We start from the raw sequence: 19442 nt of genomic DNA, 5'->3' as shown, positions 1-19442 counted from the left end.
GGATGGCGCGCGCCCGGCGGAGGGTCAAGCGTCGAGTGTAGCGGTTCCGGGATGATGCTTGTCGAGGTGACGCCGGATGATGCGCAGATTGCGCGTGTTCGAGCGGAAGAAGAAGTCAGGCACCGCACCGACGAAGGGGATGGCGCCCAGCAGCGCGTCGAAGCCGACATTGAGCGCCATGCGTGCCATCGCCCGTTTCGGCATGTTGAGGTTGCGCGCTTCCCAGACCATCCATGCGCCGAGCCCTGCCGCGATCGCATCGCCAATGAACGGCACCGCGTCCAGCATCACGTCGAGACCAATGGGGCGCCGGATGCCAGGCACGACAACGAGACGTTCCAGCAAATGCTCCATCATTTCCACGCGCTTGCGCACCGCTGCCGGATCGCGCGAGAGCGCATTCGTGAGGCGGTGCGCGTGGTCGAATTTGCTGGCCGATGCGTCCATGACACCAGAATGCGGAACGGATCATGAAGTTCCGCTGAACATCCCGTCACCCCTGGGGGCTTCATCGTCGCGGCGTCCGGAGTTCGTCGAGCGGGTGAACGCCGCGTGCATTGGTGCGGAACCCGTCGAGCGCGGGCGAGACCAGCGCCCACCGAAGAGGCATGGCGATCGGGATGAACGGCACGGCGTCGCTCAGTCTTTTTTCGGCATCCACCAAGAGGGCGGACCGCTCCGCGAGCGTGGCGACCAGCCTGGCGCCATCCAGCGACTGATCGGCGGTCTCGCTGCACACGGCGCTGAGCTTGCACGTGAATCGGCGCAGATACCAGCTGCCGACATCGGCCGGCGCCACGGCGTCGATCAGACGCAGGTCGGCGTCCGCATCCATCGCCACATAGGCGACATGCACGCCGATCGCTGCCCAATCGTCCCGGATCATCCGGAAAAGCTGCATCGCGCCCGGTCCGGCGGGCAGCGCGATGCGCAGCGTCGGCGCGGCGCCCTGCTGCTTGGTCCACATGGCAATATCGTGCGCGGCGGCGGTCCTTCGATCCCCGATCGAAGCACCCGCCCAATCCGGAGCCGTCGGTGCGGGGAGATCGGCTATACCCGCAGGAACCAGCGTCGTCGACGCTCTCCATCCCTTGACGGCGAAGGCACTGACGATGCGGTCGCGGTCCAATGCCATGGACAGTGCGCGTCGATTCTCCGGTGCTGCGAGGAAACCCTGTTTCTCCACGAACTGCAGGCCGAACAGCCCGATTACGGGATCGAAGCGCAGCGCGTCTGCCGGTGGATTGGCGTTGCGCGCTGTCTGTAGATCGGTAAAACTGCCGCCTAGCACCAATGCCGAGCGTCCGGTCACGAACCGGCGCACCGCGTTGTTGGCAGCCTCGCCGATCAGCCGTACGTCGCGCTCGCCCCGCCGGATCGCCCTGGTTGCCGGATCGTCGGCATCCTCGTCGAGCAGCGGACGCAGCAGCGCCGATCCGGCATCGCGAGACAGGATCCGCATCGGCCCGGTGCCCTTGCCGTCGAAGATCAGCGCCATGTCCGGTTGCGCGAGCAATTGCAGCAGGTTCGGGCGCGGCGATCGCAGCCTTATCTCCACCACCTCCGGCGTCACGGCCACGATCTCCTCGATCGCGCCGAGTACCGGGCGCAAGCCATTGTTGCTCCGGGGGTTGATCATCCGGCGGAGCAGCCGCGCTGCCTGTTCCGCACCGATGCCGGAGCCTGCGGCGATCCGGAACGTATAGTCCAGCCCGTCGTCGAAAATGATCCAGCGCTCGCCCAGCGCCGGCTTTACTTCGCCTGCCGCGTCGAAGGCGACGAGGCCTTGCGCGGTCGCGGAGAGCAGTATGGCGGAGGCAGGGTTCGGTGTCTTGCGGCTCGGGTCGACGAGATCCGGCGCTTCGCCGATCGCGCTCACCGTGATGGGGCCGTCCGCCGCCTTGCGCGAACAACCTGTCACCAGCACGGCGAGCGCCGTCAGGAGGAGGGCGAATCTCATCGGCTCGTCAGCCTCAGCGTCCGGCTCGGGTGTACGTTCGCCAGATTGTCCCGCCAACCCCGCACGCGCGTGCCGACGAGTGCGCGGCTGACATAGGTGTACAGCGGCAGCACCGGCGCATCGTCGATCAATATCGCTTCGGCTGCTCGCATCTTGCGTGCCCGGCGGCTCGGATCCGGTTCGGCTAGCGCTTGGTCCAGCGCCGCGTCGAAAGTCTTGCTTCGATAGCCCGCATAGTTGATCGGGCCGGCATCGGACCGGAAGATCGCCAGGAAATTCTCCGGCGCCGAAAGGTCTCCGATCCAGCCCGAGCGGGCGAGGGCGAAGTCCCCCCGGCGCAGGCTGGCAAAATGGAGGCTGGCTTCGCTGTTGAGCAGATGCGCCTCGACGCCCAGCGGCTGCCACATGGCCGCCAGCGCGATGGCGACGCGGCGATGGTCAGGATCGCTGTTGAAGCGGATGTCGAAGACCAGCGGGTGCGCCGGGCCGTAGCCGGCCTTTGCCAGCAACGTCCGTGCCGTCGCCAGCCGCCGTTCGCGCGGCCAGTCCGCCCAGGCCGGATGATAGGGGGGCAGACCTATGCCCTGCGGCACGACGCCCCAGGCCGGCGGATTGCCGATGCCGAGCAGCGGTCCCGCAATCCAGCGCCGGTCTACCGCGAGGCTGAGCGCCCGGCGGACGCGTCCGTCGTCGAAGGGCGGGCGTCGGAGGTTGAAGGTGAAATAATAGCTGCCCCGATAGGGCGCGACATGGACCGATCCGGGCCGGCGCGCGGCGATCCAACGGCGCCGTGTCGCTGGAAAATCGCCGCCGACATCCGCCCCGCCGGCCGCGAACAGCCGCAATGCGGTCAGCCGGTCGTCGATCGGCCGCCACTCGACATGGGCAACCGGCGGCACCCCGTCGTGCCAGCGGGGATTGGCGTCCAGCCGCATCCGGTTGTTGAGCCGCCATTCGGCGAGCCGATAGGCGCCCGACGTCACCAGCGGCCGCTCGGCGGTCCATCCGTCACCCACTGCGGCGATGCGATGCATCGGCAGCGCCGCCATCGCCGGGTGCGCCAGCAGTTCGGCAAGCGCAGGGAAGGGATGACGCAGATGGACGACCACGATCGATGGCCCCTCGGCCGAGATCCGTTCGATCGCCTCGAACAGCGCGGCATTGGGCGAGGCGGTCGCGGGATCGCGCAGTCGAGCGAAGAGCCCCGCGAAGGTTTGCGCGGTGATCGGCATTCCGTCGGAAAAGAGGAGGCCCTGGCGGAGCGCGAACCGCCAGTCGCGCCCATCCGCGGAGACCGTCCATCCTGCGGCGAGCCCCGGCTCGATCGTTCCCGCCGCCGTGAAGCGGGTCAGCCCCTCATAGAGGTCGCCGGCGATGCGCAGCGATGCCAGGTCGGAATATTTCTGCGGATCCAGCCCCTTGGCTTCGTCGTCTGCAATGCGCACCAGCGCATCCGGCGGCAGCACGGCGCGGCGCTCGCCCGTGCACGCGGCGAGCAGGAGAAGAAGGGCGGCAGCCGGACGACGGATCACGGCAACGCTTGTGGCGCGATCAGGCCGGTGCGTCGACCCCGACGGTGATCGACATGGCGAAGCGGCGTGATTGTTGCGGCGGAATCGCGACTACGCCCGGCTTCTCGCGAAAATCGCCGGCAAAGCCTTCCGGATCGGCGTGGCCTTGCCATGGTTCGATGCAGAGATAGTCCGCGCCGGGCTTCATCCACAGGCCGAGCGCGGGCATATCGGGAAAGCGAACCGCGACGCCCGGTGTGCCGGGTACGCCGTACCAGAGCGAGCGGCTGTGCAGCCGATCGAGGATCAGCGCGTCGTCGGTGAAAAGGCCGTCGTCCAGCTTCAGCGTCCGCCGCTCGATCGGACTCGGCAGCGCGACCGGGCGCAGCAGTCCGGCTTCGTCCAGGCGCCGAACCGGCTCGGGCTCGGCCTTGTCGAACAGCAGCACATGCTCCGCGCGCGGCGCGCCATAGGGAAGGGGCCAGCGCAGCGCCGGATGGAAACCAAAGCTCGCCGGCAGCGGGGCGTCCCCCGGATTGGTCAGCGTCGCCTCGATCGAGAGCGTCGCATCATCCGTGGCGAACCGGATCTCGAGTACGAAGGGGAAGGGATAGGCAGCACGTGTGGGCGGGCTGTCGGTCAGCCGGAAGACGGCTTCGCCATCCTGCTGCACCACCGGTGCGAAGCGGCTGCGCCGGGCGAAGCCGTGGCGCGGCAGCGAGAAACGGTGGCTGCCCAGTTGGTAGCTGTCGTTCGCGAGGGCGCCGACGATCGGGAACAGGATCGGCGCGCGGCCCGTCCAGAAGGCAGGGTCGCCGCCCCAAAGGAAATCGCGGCCCGCCGCATCGCGCAGGCTCTGCAGTTCCGCCCCGCCGGGCGAGATGGTCGCCGACAGCGCGGCGGAGCGGATCTCGATCGTATCCATGCCGCCGCTTTGCGGCCTGCCGCTTTCCCGCGCAAGTCGCTGCCGTCAGTCTGCGACTCCGGGCTCGGGTGGCACATCCTCGATCGTCTCGCGCTCGGGACGATCGGGATGGACCGGCTGCTCGGGCGCATCTGCAGGGCCTTCGGGGGGCGAATCGGGGTGCGGATCGGGCGGTGTGCTGGCGGTCATTCGGTGTCTCCTTGCTGACAGCGGACAACGCATCGGCGAGCCCCGCGCTCCTTTCCTTGCGTCGTCCGCCTTGCTCTGACGCACGCGCCTGCTATAGAGCGCCGCCGATCGTTGGCCCGGCGGGCGTGGCGGAACTGGTAGACGCGCTGGATTTAGGTTCCAGTATCGAAAGATGTGGGGGTTCGACTCCCTTCGCCCGCACCAGCTTCGTTTGCTTCGAACGGGGCCGGACTGACAGAATTCCAGAATGAAGGCTCTTTGAGAGATGCAGACTGTCGAGACTTTGAACGAGGGGCTGAAGCGCGCCTACACGCTCACGATCAGCGCGAAGGATATCGACGCGCGCGTGGAGAGCGAGGTGAAGCGCGTCGCGCCGCAGGTGCGCATGCCCGGTTTCCGCCCCGGCAAGGTTCCGGCCAACCTCATCCGCAAGATGCATGGCGAGGCCCTGGCCCAGGACGCCCTGAATTCCGCCGTGCAGGATGGCGTCCAGACGCTGATCTCGGATAACAAGCTGCGTCCCGCGATGCAGCCCGCGGTCGAGCTCGACGAGGGCTATGAGGCCGGCAAGGACGCCGAGGTGAAGGTCAGCCTCGAGGTTCTGCCGGAAGTTCCGGCGCCTTCGATCGATGGGCTGAAGCTCGAGCGGCTGACCGTCGAATCCGTCGACGCCGAGGTCGACACCGCCGTCAATCGCTTCGTTTCGCAGCAGAAGAGCTTCGAGGACGCGCTGGAAGGCCATCCGGCCGTCGAGGGCGATCTCGTGATCATGGATTTCGTCGGCAAGGTCGACGGCGAGGAATTCGACGGCGGCACCGGCACGGGCATGTCGGTCGAGCTGGGCTCGGGCCGTCTCATCCCCGGCTTCGAGGATCAGCTCGAAGGCGTGAAGGTGGGCGAATCGCGCACGCTGAACGTCACCTTCCCCGAGGATTACAACGTCGACTATCTGAAGGGTAAGCCGGCCACCTTCGACGTGACCGTCACCCAGATCCGTACTCCCAAGGAAGCAGTGGCCGACGACGAGTTCGCCAAGACGCTCGGCCTGGAGGGCATCGAACAGCTCCGCACCCTGCTCAAGGGTCAGGTCGAGCAGGAGCTGAACGGCCTCACCCGTACCTATATGAAGCGCAAGCTGCTCGATCAGCTTGCCGCCGCCCATGATTTCGAGGTCCCCCCCTCGATGGTCGAGGCCGAGTTCGCGCAGATCTGGCGCCAGCTCGAGCATGAGGCGTCGCACGAGGCGGATCCCGCCGCGGCGCTGGCCGAGATGGAGAAGGACCGCGAGGATTATCAGAAGATCGCCGAGCGCCGGGTGCGCCTGGGCCTTCTCCTCTCCGAGATCGGTCAGCAGAACGGGGTCGAGGTGACCCCGCAGGAAATGCAGCGTCTCGTGCTGCAGGCCGCGCAGCAGTACAATCCGAAGGACCGCGAGCGGTTCATCCAATATGTCCAGCAGGATCCGATGGCGGCCGCCCAGCTGCGCGCGCCGCTCTACGAGGACAAGGTCGTCGATTTCCTGTTCGAGAAGGCCGAGATCAGCGATCGCGCGGTGAGCCGCGAGGAGCTCGAGGCCGCGATCGAGGCCGAGGATGATGGCATCGGCTCCGGCCACCATCATCACCACGACCATGATCATGATCACGGCCATGTCCATGGCCCGGATTGCGATCACGATCATGATCATGCCCACGAAGCCGCGCCGAAGCCGAAGAAGGCCGCTAAGGCGAAGGCCGAGCCGGCTGAGGCCGCGCAGGATGACGAGGCGAAGCCGGCTAAGAAGGCTTCCGCCAAGAAGGCCAAGGCCGAGGAGGCCGAGGGCGATGCCGACGCGGAAACCGAGGTGAAGAAGCCCGCCGCCAAAAAGGCTTCCGCCAAGAAGAAGGCGGAAGAGGCCGAGGGCTGATCTTCCATCGCTCCCCTCCCGGGCGCGGGAGGGGAGTGTTGCCGTCTCCCGCTCTTCGGCTAATGCGGAACGCGATATCGTGAACGGAGAGGGGACCGATGGCTGAGGTGCCGGCGCCGCGGATCGCGGTGTTGCTCCCCTGCTATAACGAGGGGGCTGCGATAGCGGGGACGGTCGCCGCCTTTCGCGCGGCCTTGCCTGATGCCGCGGTCTACGTCTTCGACAATAATAGCCGCGACGACACCGTCGATCGCGCTCGCGCGGCCGGCGCAATCGTGCGGACCGAACGGATGCAGGGCAAGGGCCATGTCGTCCGCCGCATGTTCGCCGACGTCGATGCGGACATCTACGTCCTGGCGGATGGCGACGCGACCTATGACGCGTCGGCAGCGCCCGAGATGATTCGTCTGCTGCTCGCGGAGAGCCTCGATATGGTCGTCGGTGCCCGCCAGTCCGAGGTGGATGCTGCCTACCGCCGGGGCCATCGCCTCGGAAATCGGGTGCTGACGGGCATTCTCGCGCGCCTGTTCGGGCGCAGTTTTTCCGACATATTGTCGGGCTACCGCGTCTTCTCGCGCCGCTTCGTGAAGAGCTTTCCCGTGCTGTCCGCCGGTTTTGAGATAGAGACCGAGATCAGCGTGCACGCGCTTGAGCTGCGCATGCCGGTCGCCGAGGTGGTGACCGCCTATGGGGCGCGGCCCGAGGGCTCCGCATCGAAGCTGTCCACCTATAGCGACGGTTTCCGCATCCTTTCGACGATCGCCACGCTGTTCCGGCTGGAGCGGCCGGTGCTCTTCTTCGGTGCGATCGGCGCGCTTCTCGGCCTGGTGTCGATCCTGCTCGCGGTGCCGCTGGTCGTGACTTATGCAAAGACCGGCCTCGTTCCGCGCCTGCCGACCGCGCTGCTGTCCACCGGTCTCATGATCCTGGCCTTCCTCAACGGCTTTTGCGGACTGATTCTGGACACGGTGGTGCGCGGCCGCCGCGAGGTTCGCCGGCTGGCTTATCTCGGCTTGCCTGCGCCGGGCAATCCCGCCCGCTGATCGCCCCCTTGAATAGCGGGCGCGATGCGCCGATGTTGGCGATGCACATCAGGGCAATAAGGACCAGAGAGCTTCCGATGCACAATCCGTTCGAAACCGGCCAGTTCGCACCTCCGGGCTATCAGATCGATCCCATGACCGGCGGGCTGGTGCCGATCGTCATCGAGCAGTCGAATCGCGGCGAGCGGAGCTTCGACATCTATTCGCGCTTGCTGCGGGAACGAATCATCTTCGTAGTCGGCCCGGTCGAAGACCATATGGCGTCGCTGATCACGGCTCAGCTGCTGTTCCTCGAATCGGAGAATCCGAAGAAGGACATTTTCATGTACATCAACTCGCCTGGCGGTGTCGTCACGGCGGGTCTCGCGATCCACGACACGATGCAGTATATCCGTCCGCGCGTCGGCACGGTCTGTATCGGTCAGGCCGCCTCGATGGGCAGCTTCCTGCTCGCCGCCGGCGAGCCTGGAATGCGCGTGGCGCTCACCAACTCGCGGATCATGATCCACCAGCCGTCTGGCGGCGCCCAGGGCATGGCGGCGGACATCGAGATCCAGGCGCGCGAGATCCTGCGCATGCGGCACCGCCTGAACTCGCTCTATGCGAAGTACACCGGCCAGCCGATCGAGGAGATCGAGCGGGCGATGGATCGCGACAAATTCCTCGAGGCGGATGAAGCCAAGGCGTTCGGACTCATCGACGAAGTGTTCGACAAGCGCCCGATCCCGACCGAGGAGAAGGCGGCAGCTTAAGCCTTTATTCTCCCGTCCGTGACATTTTGGTGATTGCCGGGCGGGAGAAACGGGGGCTAGGATGACCGACACTAGAGAAGCGGCCAGAGTACCGGCCGATAAGGAAATGAGATGACGAAGCTGAGCGGCGGCGATTCCAAGAGCACACTTTACTGTTCGTTCTGCGGTAAGTCGCAGCACGAAGTGCGCAAGCTCATCGCCGGACCCACCGTGTTCATCTGCGACGAGTGCGTCGAGCTCTGCAACGACATCATCCGCGAGGAGACGAAGGGCGCGCTGTCCAGCAAGAAGGATGGCGGCGTTCCTTCCCCGAAGGAGATCTGCAAGGTCTTGGACGATTATGTGATCGGCCAGAGCCAGGCGAAGCGCGTGCTCTCCGTCGCGGTCCACAATCACTATAAGCGGCTCAACCATGGCGCGAAGGGCGCCGATGTCGAACTCGCCAAATCGAACATCCTGCTGGTCGGGCCCACCGGCTGCGGCAAGACGCTGCTGGCCCAGACGCTGGCGCGCATCCTGGACGTTCCGTTCACCATGGCGGACGCGACGACGCTCACCGAGGCGGGCTATGTCGGCGAGGATGTGGAGAACATCATCCTGAAGCTGCTTCAGGCGAGCGACTATAATGTCGAGCGTGCGCAGCGCGGCATCGTCTACATCGACGAGATCGACAAGATCAGCCGCAAGGCGGACAATCCTTCGATCACGCGCGACGTGTCGGGCGAGGGCGTGCAGCAGGCGCTGCTGAAGCTGATGGAAGGCACGACCGCCAGCGTTCCGCCGCAGGGCGGCCGCAAGCATCCGCAGCAGGAGTTCCTGCAGGTCGATACGACCAACATTCTCTTCATCTGCGGCGGTGCATTCTCTGGCCTCGAGAAGATCATCGGCGATCGCCTGCAGGGTAAGTCGATCGGATTCGGCGCCTATGTCGCCGCGCCGGAAGAGCGCCGCACCGGCGAGGTGCTGCGCCAGTGCGAGCCGGAGGATCTGCTCCGCTTCGGTCTGATCCCTGAATTCGTCGGCCGTCTGCCGGTCATCGCCACGCTCGAGGATCTCGACGAGGCGGCACTGGTCAAGATCCTGGCCGAGCCGAAGAACGCGCTGGTCAAGCAGTATCAGAAGCTGTTCGACATGGAGGGCGTGAAGCTCAGCTTCACCGACGAGGCCCTGGTCGCGGTCGCCCGCAAGGCGATTGACCGCAAGACCGGCGCCCGCGGCCTGCGCTCCATATTGGAGGCGATTCTGCTCGATACGATGTTCGACCTGCCCGGCATGGACGATATCGACGAGATCATGATCGACAAGGACGTGGTCGAGGGCCGCAAGGAACCGGTTCGCGTCTACGCGAAGAAGGAAAAGGCGGGCGGGGCGGCCTGATCGGGCCGTCCGCCGCACTACGCCCGGCTTTGTCACACATCTGAAGCCAATTGCCGTCTTATGATCGCCCCTGCATTGGGGCGATCCATGGAGTTGGCATGGCTGTTCTTTCCGATACCCGGCGCGCGGACGCCTGGCAGTTTTTCCGTACATGGCTGAAGGCGCCGCTGCGGGTCGCGGCTTATGGACCGAGCAGTCCTGCGCTTGCCCGCGCCGTCGCCGCCGCTGCGCGTCCGGGCCGGGATGGCCTCGTGATCGAGTTGGGCGTCGGCACCGGCGCGTTGACCGAGGCACTGGTCGAAGCCGGAGTTTCACCCGAGCGCCTGGTGCTTCTGGAAAGCGACGAAGGCTTCGCCGATCTGCTGCGCCGCCGCTATCCGCGTGCGCGGGTAATTGGCGGCAACGCTTATGGCGTGGTCGACATTCCGGATCTCAGGGGTGCGGCATCGATCGTGTCCGGGCTGCCGCTGGTCCAGGTGCCTGCTGGGCCCCGCGCCAAGTTCGTGCTCGATTGCCTGGCCCGCCTCGGCCGGCCCGGCGCCCGTTTTGTGCAGCTCACCTATATGCTGTCCTCGCCCGTCCCCCTGCCGCTGCTGCCGGGGACCGCGGCCGAGGTTTCACCGACCGTCTGGGCGAATTTTCCGCCGGCACGCGTTTGGAGCTATTCTTTGGAGCATGGCGCGAGCGTATCATGACGGATTGATGATGCGCCGGGCAGCGCCCATATAGGTCGGGCACACCCTTTGGCGGTGCCCGTCTGGAGTTGACATGTCTGAACTGCTGCCCGTTCTTCCGCTGCGCGATATCGTCGTATTTCCGCAGATGATCGTCCCCCTCTTCGTGGGCCGCGACAAGTCGGTGTCCGCGCTCGAGGCAGCGATGGCGGCCGACAAGTCGATCTTCCTCGTTGCCCAGCTCGATCCGGCCGAGGACGATCCCGATCGCGACGCGCTCTATGATCTCGGCGTCATCGCGACCGTGCTGCAGTTGCTCAAGCTGCCGGACGGCACGGTGCGGGTGCTCGTCGAGGGCCGGCAGCGCGCCAGCCTCGACTCGCTGGATATCTCGGGTGAGCATCTCACCGCCTATGTGTCGACCGTCGAGGACGGGCAGGCCGAAGGCACGGAGGTGAGCGCCCTGATGCGCTCGGTGGTCGACCAGTTCGAAAACTACGCCAAGCTCAACAAGAAGCTGCCTGCGGAAACCGCGGTCCAGCTCGGCCAGATCGAAGATGCGGCGCGTCTCGCCGACTCGGTCGCCGCCAACATCAATATCAAGGTTTCCGACAAGCAGGCGCTGCTGGTCGAGCTGGATCCGGTCAAGCGGCTGGAGATGGCCTTCGCCTTCATGGAAGGCGAGCTCGGCGTGCTGCAGGTCGAAAAGAAGATCCGCAGCCGCGTCAAGCGCCAGATGGAGAAGACGCAGCGCGAATATTATCTGAACGAGCAGCTCAAGGCGATCCAGCGCGAGCTGGGAACCGAGAGCGAGGAGGGCGGCGACGAGATCGCCGAGCTCACCGCCCGCATGGCGAAGCTGAAGCTCTCAAAGGAGGCGCGCGCCAAGGCGACGGCCGAGCTCAAGAAGCTCAAGACGATGGCGCCGATGTCGGCGGAGGCCACGGTCGTCCGTAACTATCTGGATGTGCTGCTCGGCCTGCCCTGGGGCAAGAAATCCAAGCTCAAGAAGGATATTCCTGCCGCTCAGGCGATCCTCGACGAGGATCATTACGGGCTCGAGAAGGTCAAGGACCGGATCATCGAATATCTCGCGGTCCAGGCGCGCACCAACAAGCTGAAGGGGCCGATCCTCTGCCTCGTCGGCCCTCCCGGCGTCGGCAAGACCTCGCTCGGCCGCAGCATCGCGAAGGCGACCGGGCGCGAGTTCGTCCGTCAGTCGCTGGGTGGGGTGCGCGACGAAGCGGAGATACGTGGCCATCGGCGCACCTATATCGGCTCGCTGCCGGGCAAGATCGTGTCGAACCTCAAAAAGGCCGGCACGTCCAACCCGCTCTTCCTGCTCGACGAGATCGACAAGCTCGGACAGGATTTCCGCGGCGACCCCGCTTCCGCGCTGCTCGAGGTGCTGGATCCGGAGCAGAACAACAAGTTCCAGGACCATTATCTGGAGCTGGACTATGATCTGTCCGACGTGATGTTCGTCACCACCGCCAACTCGCTGAACCTTCCGCAGCCGCTGCTCGACCGCATGGAGATCATCCGGCTCGAAGGCTATACGGAGGACGAGAAGGTCGAGATCGCCAAGGCGCATCTGCTGGCCAAGCAGGTCGATGCGCATGGGCTCAAGGAGGGCGAGTTCACGCTGACCGACGAGGGCCTGCGCGACCTGATCCGTTATTATACGCGCGAGGCCGGTGTCCGCACCCTTGAGCGGGAGATCGCCAAGCTCGCCCGGAAGGCGCTGCGCCGTATTCTTGAGGGCAAGGCCGAGAGCGTTACCGTAACGCCCGAGAATCTTTCCGAATTTGCGGGCGTGCGGCGTTTCCGCTTCGGCGTGGGCGAGGAAGAGGACCAGATCGGCGCCGTCACCGGCCTGGCCTGGACCGAGGTGGGCGGCGAACTGCTGACCATCGAGGCGGTCACGGTGCCCGGCAAGGGTCATGTCAGCACCACCGGCAAGCTCGGCGATGTGATGAAGGAGTCGGTCCAGGCAGGCTTCTCCTTCGTGCGTGCCCGGGCACCGGCCTATGGCATCAAGCCCAGCCTCTTCTCGCGCAAGGATGTGCATATCCACTTGCCGGAAGGCGCGGTGCCGAAGGACGGGCCGTCCGCCGGCATAGGCATCGTCACCACGATCATCTCCACCCTGTCGGGCATTCCGGTGCGGCGGGAAGTGGCGATGACCGGCGAGGTCACGCTGCGCGGCCGCGTGCTGCCGATCGGCGGCCTCAAGGAGAAGCTGCTGGCGGCACTGCGCGGCGGCATCACCACCGTGATCATTCCGCAGGAAAATGAGAAGGATCTTGCCGAGATCCCGGCGAACATCCGCGAAGGGCTGAAGATCGTTCCCGTCTCGCATGTGGATGAAGTGCTGGCGCTTGCGCTCGCTTCTCCGATCACGCCGATCGACTGGACCGAGGCGGATGAGCTGGCTGCCCAACCGAGCCCGCATATCGCCAGTTCCGGCGAGTCGGGAGGTGCGCCGATTCATCATTGATGGTTAAATTTTACCGGAGAGCGTCATTTTCTGCGGCTCGTCGCGAAAATGGCGCTTTCTTTTTGACTCCCGCCTCAGCGCTGGTTTTACTCGCCCTCCCGGCAGCTGCCGCGAATCCGAGAAACAAACGAATGGGGGTTCCTGAGGCATGAACAAACAAGAGCTTATCGGTTCGGTCGCCGAAGCGACGGGGCTTAGCAAAGGTGACGCTGGAAAAGCCGTCGAAGGCGTCTTTGATGTCATCTCCGCCGCTCTCAAAAAGGGCGATGAAGTTCGCTTGGTCGGTTTCGGAACATTCTCGGTCAGCAAGCGCAAGGCGTCCACGGGTCGTAACCCGCGGACCGGCGAGCCGATGAAGATCAAGGCATCCTCGCAGCCCAAGTTCAAGGCGGGCAAGGGGCTGAAGGACGCCGTCAACTAATCGAAAAAATATGGTCGGCGTGGGGTCGCGCCGACCATATCTTTTCTTCCGCTTCGGGCTGGACAAAGCCGCCGCGACGCCCTAATCGCGGCTGCAAGGCGGTCGCTCCAGTGCCGCCTTTTTCGTTTGGAGACAGGTTCGACCTGGATCCCGATGCCAGAGTGGGCGCGTAGCTCAGTGGTAGAGCACTGTGTTCACACCGCAGGGGTCGCTGGTTCAATCCCAGCCGCGCCCACCAGGCAAAAAAGCCCGAAAATCGGGGCCTTTCAGAGAATTTAAGCAGCTCGCGAAAGGCCCCGGATTTTCGCAGCTCCGGTGCACTGCCGCTTCTGGCACCCGATCGAGAATGCGATCGATGACTTCCTGGATGCCCAACTGGACCGTGCCGACGAACAGCGCCGGGTTCGGCGATGTCGCGAAGGCGGCGGACGTCTTCTATGCAAACGAGATCGAGCCGCTGCGGCGGCGCCTGCTCGAGGTGAACGAGTGGCTCGGCCAGGAGGCGGTGCGATTCCTGCCCTTTCAGCCTGTGGCGACAGGCGCCGGCGGCGACGTGATCCGTCAAGCCCTGATTTTTTAAACTCACGCAATTTTGACCGTAAAACCATTTCACCGAGAGCATTGGTCACCATAGGAAACTTCCCGAGACAATTGATTCACGGGGGGCATTTCAATGGTGACGGTCTACGGTTCGAACGGCAGCGATATCATGATCGCGAGCGACGTAGACCCTTCGGGTGTAACGGTCTATGGCCTCGGGGGCGACGATAGCATCATTACCAGCGTCTACGCCGACATATTATATGGCGGAGCCGGCAACGATACGCTGGACGGCAGCGCCGGAAACGACATTATCGACGGGGGTGCGGGCACCGATACCGCGAGTTACGCGTCCGCGACATCCGGTATCACAGTCAGCCTCGCTATCACTGGCGCCCAGGATACGGGCGGTGCGGGCATCGACACGCTGGTTTCAATCGAGAACCTCACCGGATCAGCTTATAACGACGTATTGACCGGCAGCACGGCGACCACGCTGCTGGCTGGCGGAGCGGGCGATGACGTCATTCATGCCGGCCCTTATGTGATTGGCGGCAGCGACATCGTGATGGGCGGGGCGGGAGCCGACGTCATGTACGGCAATGGTGGCGACACCCTAAGCTATCAAGATTCTGATATGGGAGTGACCATAAATTTTCTGACGGGGACTGTTGGCGGTGGAGCAACAGGCGATGTTTTCTCCGGCTTTCGAAATCTCATAGGAAGCGAGCATGATGATGTTCTGACCGCTGACTACGCTGGAGACACGATAGACGGCGGAGGGGGCAACGATACGCTCTATGGCGGCAACAGCAATGACATCCTGATCGGGGGTGCTGGCAATGATTATATCGATGGCAAAATTGGCACCGATACGGTCAGCTATGCCAACGCCACCACGGGCGTCGTCGTCAATCTGAGCATCACGACCGCGCAGGATACACTCGGGGCGGGCGTCGATCAGATCGTGAACATCGATTATCTGGTCGGCTCGGCCTATAGCGATGAGTTGACCGGCAACGATGACGCCAATTTCCTTTTCGGCGGAAATGGGGATGATCGGTTGGCGGGAGGCCTGGGGGTCAATGTGCTCTACGGCGGTGATGGAAACGACACCGTTACCTATTTCGATGCTGGCGGGCCAATAATAGCAAGTCTGTCGACGGGGGGCGCCTGGGGCACTGGCGGAGGGAGCGGTGCCGGCGATCGCGACACATACATGTCAATCGAGAACATCACTGGCAGTACCTATGACGATCAACTGACAGGCGACGTTGGGAACAATGTGCTCGTTGGCGACAACGGTGACGACACGCTGAATGGCGGCCTCGGTGATGACGTTCTGTACGGCGGCGGGGGCGTCGATACGGCGAGCTTTGCGGGGCTCAGCTCGGGGGTGACGGCGCTCCTGACAGTCGGTCCCACCATCGGAACTGCGTTCGGTAACGGGGGCACGGACTTCCTCATGAGCATCGAGAATCTGACCGGTACGTCCTATGACGACACTTTGGTCGGCAACGTGGGCGATAATGTGCTGAGCGGTGGGGCCGGCAACGATCAGCTGGACGGAGGCGCGGGCAACGACCGTCTCGATGGCGGCGCGGGAACAGACATAGCGAGCTATGCGACCGCGATCAGCGGGGTGACGGTGAACCTGGCGCTCATCGCTGCCCAGGATACGATCGGCGCGGGCATGGATACGCTGGTCTCGATCGATAATCTGATTGGCTCCGCCTATGATGACGTGTTGACCGGCAATGCCGGCAAGAACGTCATTTTCGGCGGCGATGGCAATGATCTGATAGACGGTGGCAGCGGGACCGGCGCGGATACGCTCTATGGCGGCAACGGCATCGACACGCTGAACTATGCCAGCGCGACCAACAAGGTAATCGTCAGTCTGGCGGTGACCACCTCCCAGGCCACGAGTGGTGCGGGCAACGACATCATCGCTGGCTTCGAAAATCTGATCGGTTCGTCCTTCAACGACACGCTCTCCGGCGATGCCAACGCTAACATAATCTACGGCGGCGCGGGCAACGACTTGATCAAGGGCGGCGGCGGTCCGGATACGCTTTATGGAGGCAGCGGCGACGACACTCTCAACATCGTATCCAGCGATGGCGCCGCGGTGGATGGTGGCATTGGCAATGACCTCGTTTCCTTCGCGGGCCTCGCCTCGGGGGTCAGCGTGACGGTGGAAGCCGGTACCGGCATCGTCCATGCGACGGGGGGTGCGGGCAACGTCACCATGACCAGCATCGAAGGACTGATCGGAACCGACTTTGCCGACTATCTGAGCGGCGACGACGGCAATAACAGCCTCTACGGCGGTGCTGGCAACGACGTGATCGACGGCCGGGGCGGCAATGACATGATCGACGGCGGGGCCGGCATGGACACGGTCTATTACAACCATGCGCTGTCCGGCGTGACGGTGAACATCGGCCTGACCTTTTCACAGAATACCGGCGGCGCGGGCATTGATATCATCCAGAATGTCGAAAGCCTCTACGGATCGGATTATAGCGACGTGCTGACCGGTAATCAGTTTGCCAACACGCTGATCGGATCGCTGGGCGACGACACCCTGAACGGCGGTCTCGGCAACGATTTCCTCTATGGCGGCGACGGCATCGACACGGCGAGCTATTCGGATGCCTCGGGTGCCGTGAGGGTGAGCCTAGCGATCACGACGGCGCAGTCGACCATCGCGGCCGGCACAGACACGCTGGCTGGTATCGAGAATCTGACTGGCGGCGCCTATGATGACCAACTTACGGGCGATGCCGGCAACAACGCGCTGACTGGTAATGCCGGCAACGACACGCTCGTCGGCGGTCTCGGCGACGACCATCTGATCGGCGGCGCTGGGATCGATACGGCAAGCTACGCTTCGGCAGTATCGGCCATAACCGTCGGCCTGGCGCTCACCACGGCGCAGGACACGCATGGCGCCGGCATCGACACTCTGTCATCCATCGAGAATGTGATCGGATCGGCCTATGATGACGTGATCACCGGATCGGCCCAGGCGAACGTCCTATATGGCGGCGCAGGTAACGACATAATCGACGCCGGTTCATCCAACGACACGGTCGATGGCGGCAGCGGCAACGACATTCTCAAAGGGGCGGGGGGCGACGATATCCTCACTGGCGGTGCGGGTACTGACACGCTCACAGGCGGTGCGGGCGCGGATACGCTGACCGGTGGCACGCAGAACGATACTTTCAGCTATCTAGCGGTGGGTGACAGCACGCTGGCGGCTTCGGATCGGATCACCGATTTCGCCAAAGGCGACATTCTCGACGTGTCGGCGATCGACGCGAATACAAAGGTGGCGGGCGACCAGGCATTCCACCTCGTCGGCGCCTTTAGTCACACCGCCGCCGAGTTCACGCTCAGCTACGATGCCGGCACCAACACCACCACCGCCCTGTTCGATACCAATGGCGATGCCACCGCCGACATGCAAATACTCTTCACCGGCAACGTCACGACGCTGACCGGAACATGGTTGCTCTGACGATTACGGGCCGTCAGCCGGCACTGAGATGATGCGCCCGCCAATGCAGGGCGGCGTAGTGAGCGGCCCGCGCCAACGCCTCCTCGGGCGTCTGCGCGTGGGCGCCCATTGGAGATGCGCGCAGATCTACTTGCCTGCCTTGACGTCGGCCTCCCAGCCGCGCTTCGAGCGGTAAACCTTCCGCGAATAATCGAAGCACGCGATCTGCGGTATCCACTCGGCGAGCGGGTTCACCGCGTCCAGCAGCGCGGGATCGACGTCATGTTTCATAAGAACAAAGATGGAACGAAGGGTCCGAGTCGGTCAATCGCTAAGCGCGAAACGATCCTACGCAGCCCCGAACACCGCATTCCCACGCCTTTCCCTGAGCCGGAAGGATGCAGCCCCTTCGGCAATGTTGGGCCCGACGGTCAGCAAGACGGCAACGGATTGTTCGGCCGCGCTTGATTTGCCTGATGCTGCGTCGATCTTTTTCCGGCAGGGGTGGCTTTTTGGATAGCCTTCCCCCATATGAGGGGTGCTGAACGTCGCCTGCGACGGATGATGGGCCGCTTCGGCTCCTCCCTTTGTCCCTTTCGAGCTTCAAGACGCCGGGATGTGCCGCTGTTGGCGCATGCCCGTCACACATGGGACAAGGATATTCTCATGATCACCGGCACCGTAAAATTCTTCAACACCGACAAAGGTTACGGCTTCATCGCTCCGGAAAACGGCAGTGGCGATGCGTTCGTCCACATTTCTGCCGTCGAACGCGCGGGCATGACGACGCTCAACAAGGACCAGCGCGTGTCCTATGAGCTGGAGACGGATCGTCGCGGGAAGACATCTGCCGTGAATCTGCAGAGCGCCTGACGGTGATTGGCGGATGCTGTGGCATCCGCCATTTGCCCGTCCGCCCGGATCGGACGCCTTCTGGCGGCACCTGCCGCTGGGCCCCCACAGGATCGGGAAATCCACCTTCGGTTACCAAGAAAGGCCTTTATGTCTCGGATACCCGTCGCGCCGTTTCTAATCGCCAAGGATGATGAAGGTCAGTTCCGGATCACGATCCGCAGCACGCGCTTCAATTCCCAGAATTATCCGATCGTCACGTCGAGCCCGCAGCCCGAGACGTTCAAGAGCGCTACAGCTGCGCGCTCCTATGCCAAGCAGAAGTTCGGCGCAGAGAACGGGCAGTTCAGCTCCCGGTAATTCGCCACCACCTTTTTGCGAGCCCTGCGCCTTCATCGCCATTTCTGACGGAGCGATCCGCCGCTTTCGTGGGAGACTCTCGATGACGGAGCAAGAATATGATCTGACGGCACAGCAACTTCTGGAAGCCCAGCAAGCTCTCGACGTCGCGGCGTTCAACGGGATATTGAGCCTCGCCATCGTGCTGCGGAAGCGAAACCTGCTTACCAACGGCGAGACGCAGAAATTGCACGATATCATGAGCAAGCCGCTCTCGCTCCCAGGCAACGCCGCCAATCCCATCGTCCAGGACGCGCAACAGAATCTCGATCAGCTTTTCGCCATGCTGGTGGAGTGTCGCTGAGAGACCCGACCGGTCTTGCCTCCTACGCCCACGCGCCCTTCGTGTCGGCCAGGCGTCAGCATCGTGCAAACATCTACGATTTTGCACTAGCTCACCGAGCCACGTCCATGTCGTGCCGACTATTGCGGGATGCGCTCAACTCCGAACGGCGGTATTTGGATTTGGTGGCTGGTGGGTCCAATGACTGACCGGGGTGCGCTGCCGTACGGCTGCCGATAGCATGCGAATGACCGGTTCCAGCATGAGCGACGCTCATGCTTAGGATGCGCAATGGTTGAACTGGTCAGATGCCGCAAGGGGATCGCCAGTGCCACGTTGGCATCGCCTCGCTGCACTCAATCAACCCTGTCGGCAAAGGCCGATCGCTGCGCCGCTCCGCGCTCCCGGTCGAACTTTTCGAACTGGGCGCGGATCGCCCTGGAAAGATCCTGGATGGATGCGCCGGCGCCGACCCGGTCCATGAGACCGAACGGCCGGAGCAGCGCCGGCGTCTGGACGAATCCGAACCGCATCATAGTGGACAGGCCGAGAGTCGTCTCGATGGTCAGGGCGAGGTCGCCGCAAATGACGAGCAAACCCCA

Annotated in this window: 19 protein-coding genes and 2 tRNA genes; 14 read left to right on the top strand and 7 right to left on the bottom strand. The window is 63.9% G+C overall.

Annotated features, from left to right (window positions below; translation table 11 throughout):
- Positions 1 to 24: 24 nt before the first annotated feature.
- From GQY20_RS12025 to GQY20_RS12005, 5 genes are all read right to left on the bottom strand, one after another.
- Positions 25 to 447, bottom strand: coding sequence for a DUF4112 domain-containing protein (locus GQY20_RS12025; protein ID WP_157217294.1), 423 nt, complete (start codon positions 445 to 447; stop codon positions 25 to 27).
- 61 nt (positions 448 to 508) lie between these two features.
- Positions 509 to 1960, bottom strand: coding sequence for an ABC transporter substrate-binding protein (locus tag GQY20_RS12020; protein WP_157217293.1), 1452 nt, complete (start codon positions 1958 to 1960; stop codon positions 509 to 511).
- Entirely contained in the window at positions 1957 to 3492 is a 1536-nt protein-coding gene (locus tag GQY20_RS12015; protein WP_157217292.1) for a peptide ABC transporter substrate-binding protein, read from the bottom strand. The genes GQY20_RS12020 and GQY20_RS12015 overlap by 4 nt, the downstream gene beginning before the upstream one ends.
- 19 nt (positions 3493 to 3511) lie before the next feature.
- Complete coding sequence (locus GQY20_RS12010) at positions 3512 to 4396, bottom strand: aldose 1-epimerase family protein (RefSeq protein ID WP_157217291.1); 885 nt, start codon at positions 4394 to 4396, stop codon at positions 3512 to 3514.
- A gap of 45 nt (positions 4397 to 4441) precedes the next feature.
- Complete coding sequence (locus GQY20_RS12005; RefSeq protein WP_157217290.1) at positions 4442 to 4585, bottom strand: hypothetical protein; 144 nt, start codon at positions 4583 to 4585, stop codon at positions 4442 to 4444.
- 119 nt (positions 4586 to 4704) lie between these two features.
- On the opposite strand from GQY20_RS12005, the gene GQY20_RS12000 reads away from it, so the two are divergent.
- From GQY20_RS12000 to GQY20_RS11950, 11 genes are all read left to right on the top strand, one after another.
- Positions 4705 to 4789: transfer RNA gene (locus GQY20_RS12000), tRNA-Leu, on the top strand.
- A gap of 61 nt (positions 4790 to 4850) precedes the next feature.
- Entirely contained in the window at positions 4851 to 6491 is a 1641-nt protein-coding gene (tig, locus tag GQY20_RS11995; RefSeq protein ID WP_157217289.1) for a trigger factor, read from the top strand.
- Between the two features lie 98 nt (positions 6492 to 6589).
- A complete protein-coding gene (locus GQY20_RS11990) occupies positions 6590 to 7534 on the top strand; it encodes a glycosyltransferase family 2 protein (protein WP_157217288.1) in 945 nt (314 codons plus the stop codon).
- A gap of 77 nt (positions 7535 to 7611) precedes the next feature.
- A complete protein-coding gene (gene clpP / locus GQY20_RS11985) occupies positions 7612 to 8286 on the top strand; it encodes an ATP-dependent Clp endopeptidase proteolytic subunit ClpP (RefSeq protein ID WP_157217287.1) in 675 nt (224 codons plus the stop codon).
- A 111-nt stretch (positions 8287 to 8397) separates the two neighbouring features.
- On the top strand, positions 8398 to 9663 hold the full coding sequence (gene clpX / locus GQY20_RS11980; protein ID WP_157217286.1) for an ATP-dependent Clp protease ATP-binding subunit ClpX: 1266 nt from the start codon (positions 8398 to 8400) through the stop codon (positions 9661 to 9663).
- 98 nt (positions 9664 to 9761) lie between these two features.
- On the top strand, positions 9762 to 10358 hold the full coding sequence (locus GQY20_RS11975) for a class I SAM-dependent methyltransferase (RefSeq protein WP_157217285.1): 597 nt from the start codon (positions 9762 to 9764) through the stop codon (positions 10356 to 10358).
- 73 nt (positions 10359 to 10431) lie between these two features.
- Positions 10432 to 12837: an endopeptidase La gene (gene lon, locus GQY20_RS11970; protein ID WP_157217284.1), complete on the top strand. Its 2406-nt coding sequence runs from the start codon at positions 10432 to 10434 to the stop codon at positions 12835 to 12837.
- 148 nt (positions 12838 to 12985) lie between these two features.
- Positions 12986 to 13258 carry an HU family DNA-binding protein gene (locus GQY20_RS11965; protein ID WP_157217283.1) on the top strand — a complete coding sequence of 91 codons (273 nt, stop codon included), beginning with the start codon at positions 12986 to 12988 and terminating at the stop codon, positions 13256 to 13258.
- Between the two features lie 163 nt (positions 13259 to 13421).
- Positions 13422 to 13496 (top strand) — tRNA-Val (locus GQY20_RS11960).
- 117 nt (positions 13497 to 13613) lie between these two features.
- The gene (locus tag GQY20_RS11955; protein ID WP_198350926.1) at positions 13614 to 13838 is read left to right on the top strand and encodes a hypothetical protein; all 225 of its coding nucleotides are present in this window, start codon (positions 13614 to 13616) and stop codon (positions 13836 to 13838) included.
- A 93-nt stretch (positions 13839 to 13931) separates the two neighbouring features.
- Positions 13932 to 17327, top strand: a complete 3396-nt coding sequence (locus tag GQY20_RS11950; RefSeq protein ID WP_157217282.1) for a beta strand repeat-containing protein — start codon at positions 13932 to 13934, stop codon at positions 17325 to 17327.
- A 126-nt stretch (positions 17328 to 17453) separates the two neighbouring features.
- Here the strand turns inward: GQY20_RS11950 and GQY20_RS11945 are convergent, their stop codons facing one another.
- The gene (locus GQY20_RS11945; RefSeq protein WP_157217281.1) at positions 17454 to 17597 is read right to left on the bottom strand and encodes a hypothetical protein; all 144 of its coding nucleotides are present in this window, start codon (positions 17595 to 17597) and stop codon (positions 17454 to 17456) included.
- A gap of 375 nt (positions 17598 to 17972) precedes the next feature.
- Here GQY20_RS11945 and GQY20_RS11940 point away from each other — a divergent pair, with 375 nt between their 5' ends.
- The 3 genes from GQY20_RS11940 (at position 17973) to GQY20_RS11930 (ending at position 18861) form a co-directional block, all read left to right on the top strand.
- Positions 17973 to 18179, top strand: a complete 207-nt coding sequence (locus GQY20_RS11940) for a cold-shock protein (RefSeq protein ID WP_157217280.1) — start codon at positions 17973 to 17975, stop codon at positions 18177 to 18179.
- A 129-nt stretch (positions 18180 to 18308) separates the two neighbouring features.
- Positions 18309 to 18518 (top strand): hypothetical protein, encoded by a 210-nt coding sequence (locus GQY20_RS11935; RefSeq protein ID WP_157217279.1) that lies wholly within the window; start codon positions 18309 to 18311, stop codon positions 18516 to 18518.
- Between the two features lie 82 nt (positions 18519 to 18600).
- Positions 18601 to 18861 (top strand): hypothetical protein, encoded by a 261-nt coding sequence (locus GQY20_RS11930; RefSeq protein ID WP_157217278.1) that lies wholly within the window; start codon positions 18601 to 18603, stop codon positions 18859 to 18861.
- A 335-nt stretch (positions 18862 to 19196) separates the two neighbouring features.
- On the opposite strand, the gene GQY20_RS11925 is transcribed toward GQY20_RS11930, so the two are convergent.
- Positions 19197 to 19436, bottom strand: coding sequence for a hypothetical protein (locus tag GQY20_RS11925; RefSeq protein WP_157217277.1), 240 nt, complete (start codon positions 19434 to 19436; stop codon positions 19197 to 19199).
- Positions 19437 to 19442 lie beyond the last annotated feature (6 nt).

The organism is Flavisphingomonas formosensis, from assembly GCF_009755815.1.
GTDB classification, from domain to species: Bacteria; Pseudomonadota; Alphaproteobacteria; order Sphingomonadales; family Sphingomonadaceae; genus Flavisphingomonas; species Flavisphingomonas formosensis.
This window is presented reverse-complemented; position numbering and strand designations above follow the sequence as displayed.

Excerpts from the sequence above, each read along its gene's own strand:
- GQY20_RS12025 (WP_157217294.1), bottom strand. The coding sequence starts at position 447 with ATGGACGCATCGGCCAGCAAATTCGACCACGCGCACCGCCTCACGAAT.
- GQY20_RS12020 (WP_157217293.1), bottom strand. The coding sequence starts at position 1,960 with ATGAGATTCGCCCTCCTCCTGACGGCGCTCGCCGTGCTGGTGACAGGT.
- GQY20_RS12010 (WP_157217291.1), bottom strand. The coding sequence starts at position 4,396 with ATGGATACGATCGAGATCCGCTCCGCCGCGCTGTCGGCGACCATCTCG.
- GQY20_RS12005 (WP_157217290.1), bottom strand. The coding sequence starts at position 4,585 with ATGACCGCCAGCACACCGCCCGATCCGCACCCCGATTCGCCCCCCGAA.
- tig (WP_157217289.1), top strand. The coding sequence starts at position 4,851 with ATGCAGACTGTCGAGACTTTGAACGAGGGGCTGAAGCGCGCCTACACG.
- GQY20_RS11990 (WP_157217288.1), top strand. The coding sequence starts at position 6,590 with ATGGCTGAGGTGCCGGCGCCGCGGATCGCGGTGTTGCTCCCCTGCTAT.
- clpP (WP_157217287.1), top strand. The coding sequence starts at position 7,612 with ATGCACAATCCGTTCGAAACCGGCCAGTTCGCACCTCCGGGCTATCAG.
- clpX (WP_157217286.1), top strand. The coding sequence starts at position 8,398 with ATGACGAAGCTGAGCGGCGGCGATTCCAAGAGCACACTTTACTGTTCG.
- GQY20_RS11975 (WP_157217285.1), top strand. The coding sequence starts at position 9,762 with ATGGCTGTTCTTTCCGATACCCGGCGCGCGGACGCCTGGCAGTTTTTC.
- lon (WP_157217284.1), top strand. The coding sequence starts at position 10,432 with ATGTCTGAACTGCTGCCCGTTCTTCCGCTGCGCGATATCGTCGTATTT.
- GQY20_RS11965 (WP_157217283.1), top strand. The coding sequence starts at position 12,986 with ATGAACAAACAAGAGCTTATCGGTTCGGTCGCCGAAGCGACGGGGCTT.
- GQY20_RS11955 (WP_198350926.1), top strand. The coding sequence starts at position 13,614 with ATGACTTCCTGGATGCCCAACTGGACCGTGCCGACGAACAGCGCCGGG.
- GQY20_RS11950 (WP_157217282.1), top strand. The coding sequence starts at position 13,932 with ATGGTGACGGTCTACGGTTCGAACGGCAGCGATATCATGATCGCGAGC.
- GQY20_RS11945 (WP_157217281.1), bottom strand. The coding sequence starts at position 17,597 with ATGAAACATGACGTCGATCCCGCGCTGCTGGACGCGGTGAACCCGCTC.
- GQY20_RS11940 (WP_157217280.1), top strand. The coding sequence starts at position 17,973 with ATGATCACCGGCACCGTAAAATTCTTCAACACCGACAAAGGTTACGGC.
- GQY20_RS11935 (WP_157217279.1), top strand. The coding sequence starts at position 18,309 with ATGTCTCGGATACCCGTCGCGCCGTTTCTAATCGCCAAGGATGATGAA.
- GQY20_RS11930 (WP_157217278.1), top strand. The coding sequence starts at position 18,601 with ATGACGGAGCAAGAATATGATCTGACGGCACAGCAACTTCTGGAAGCC.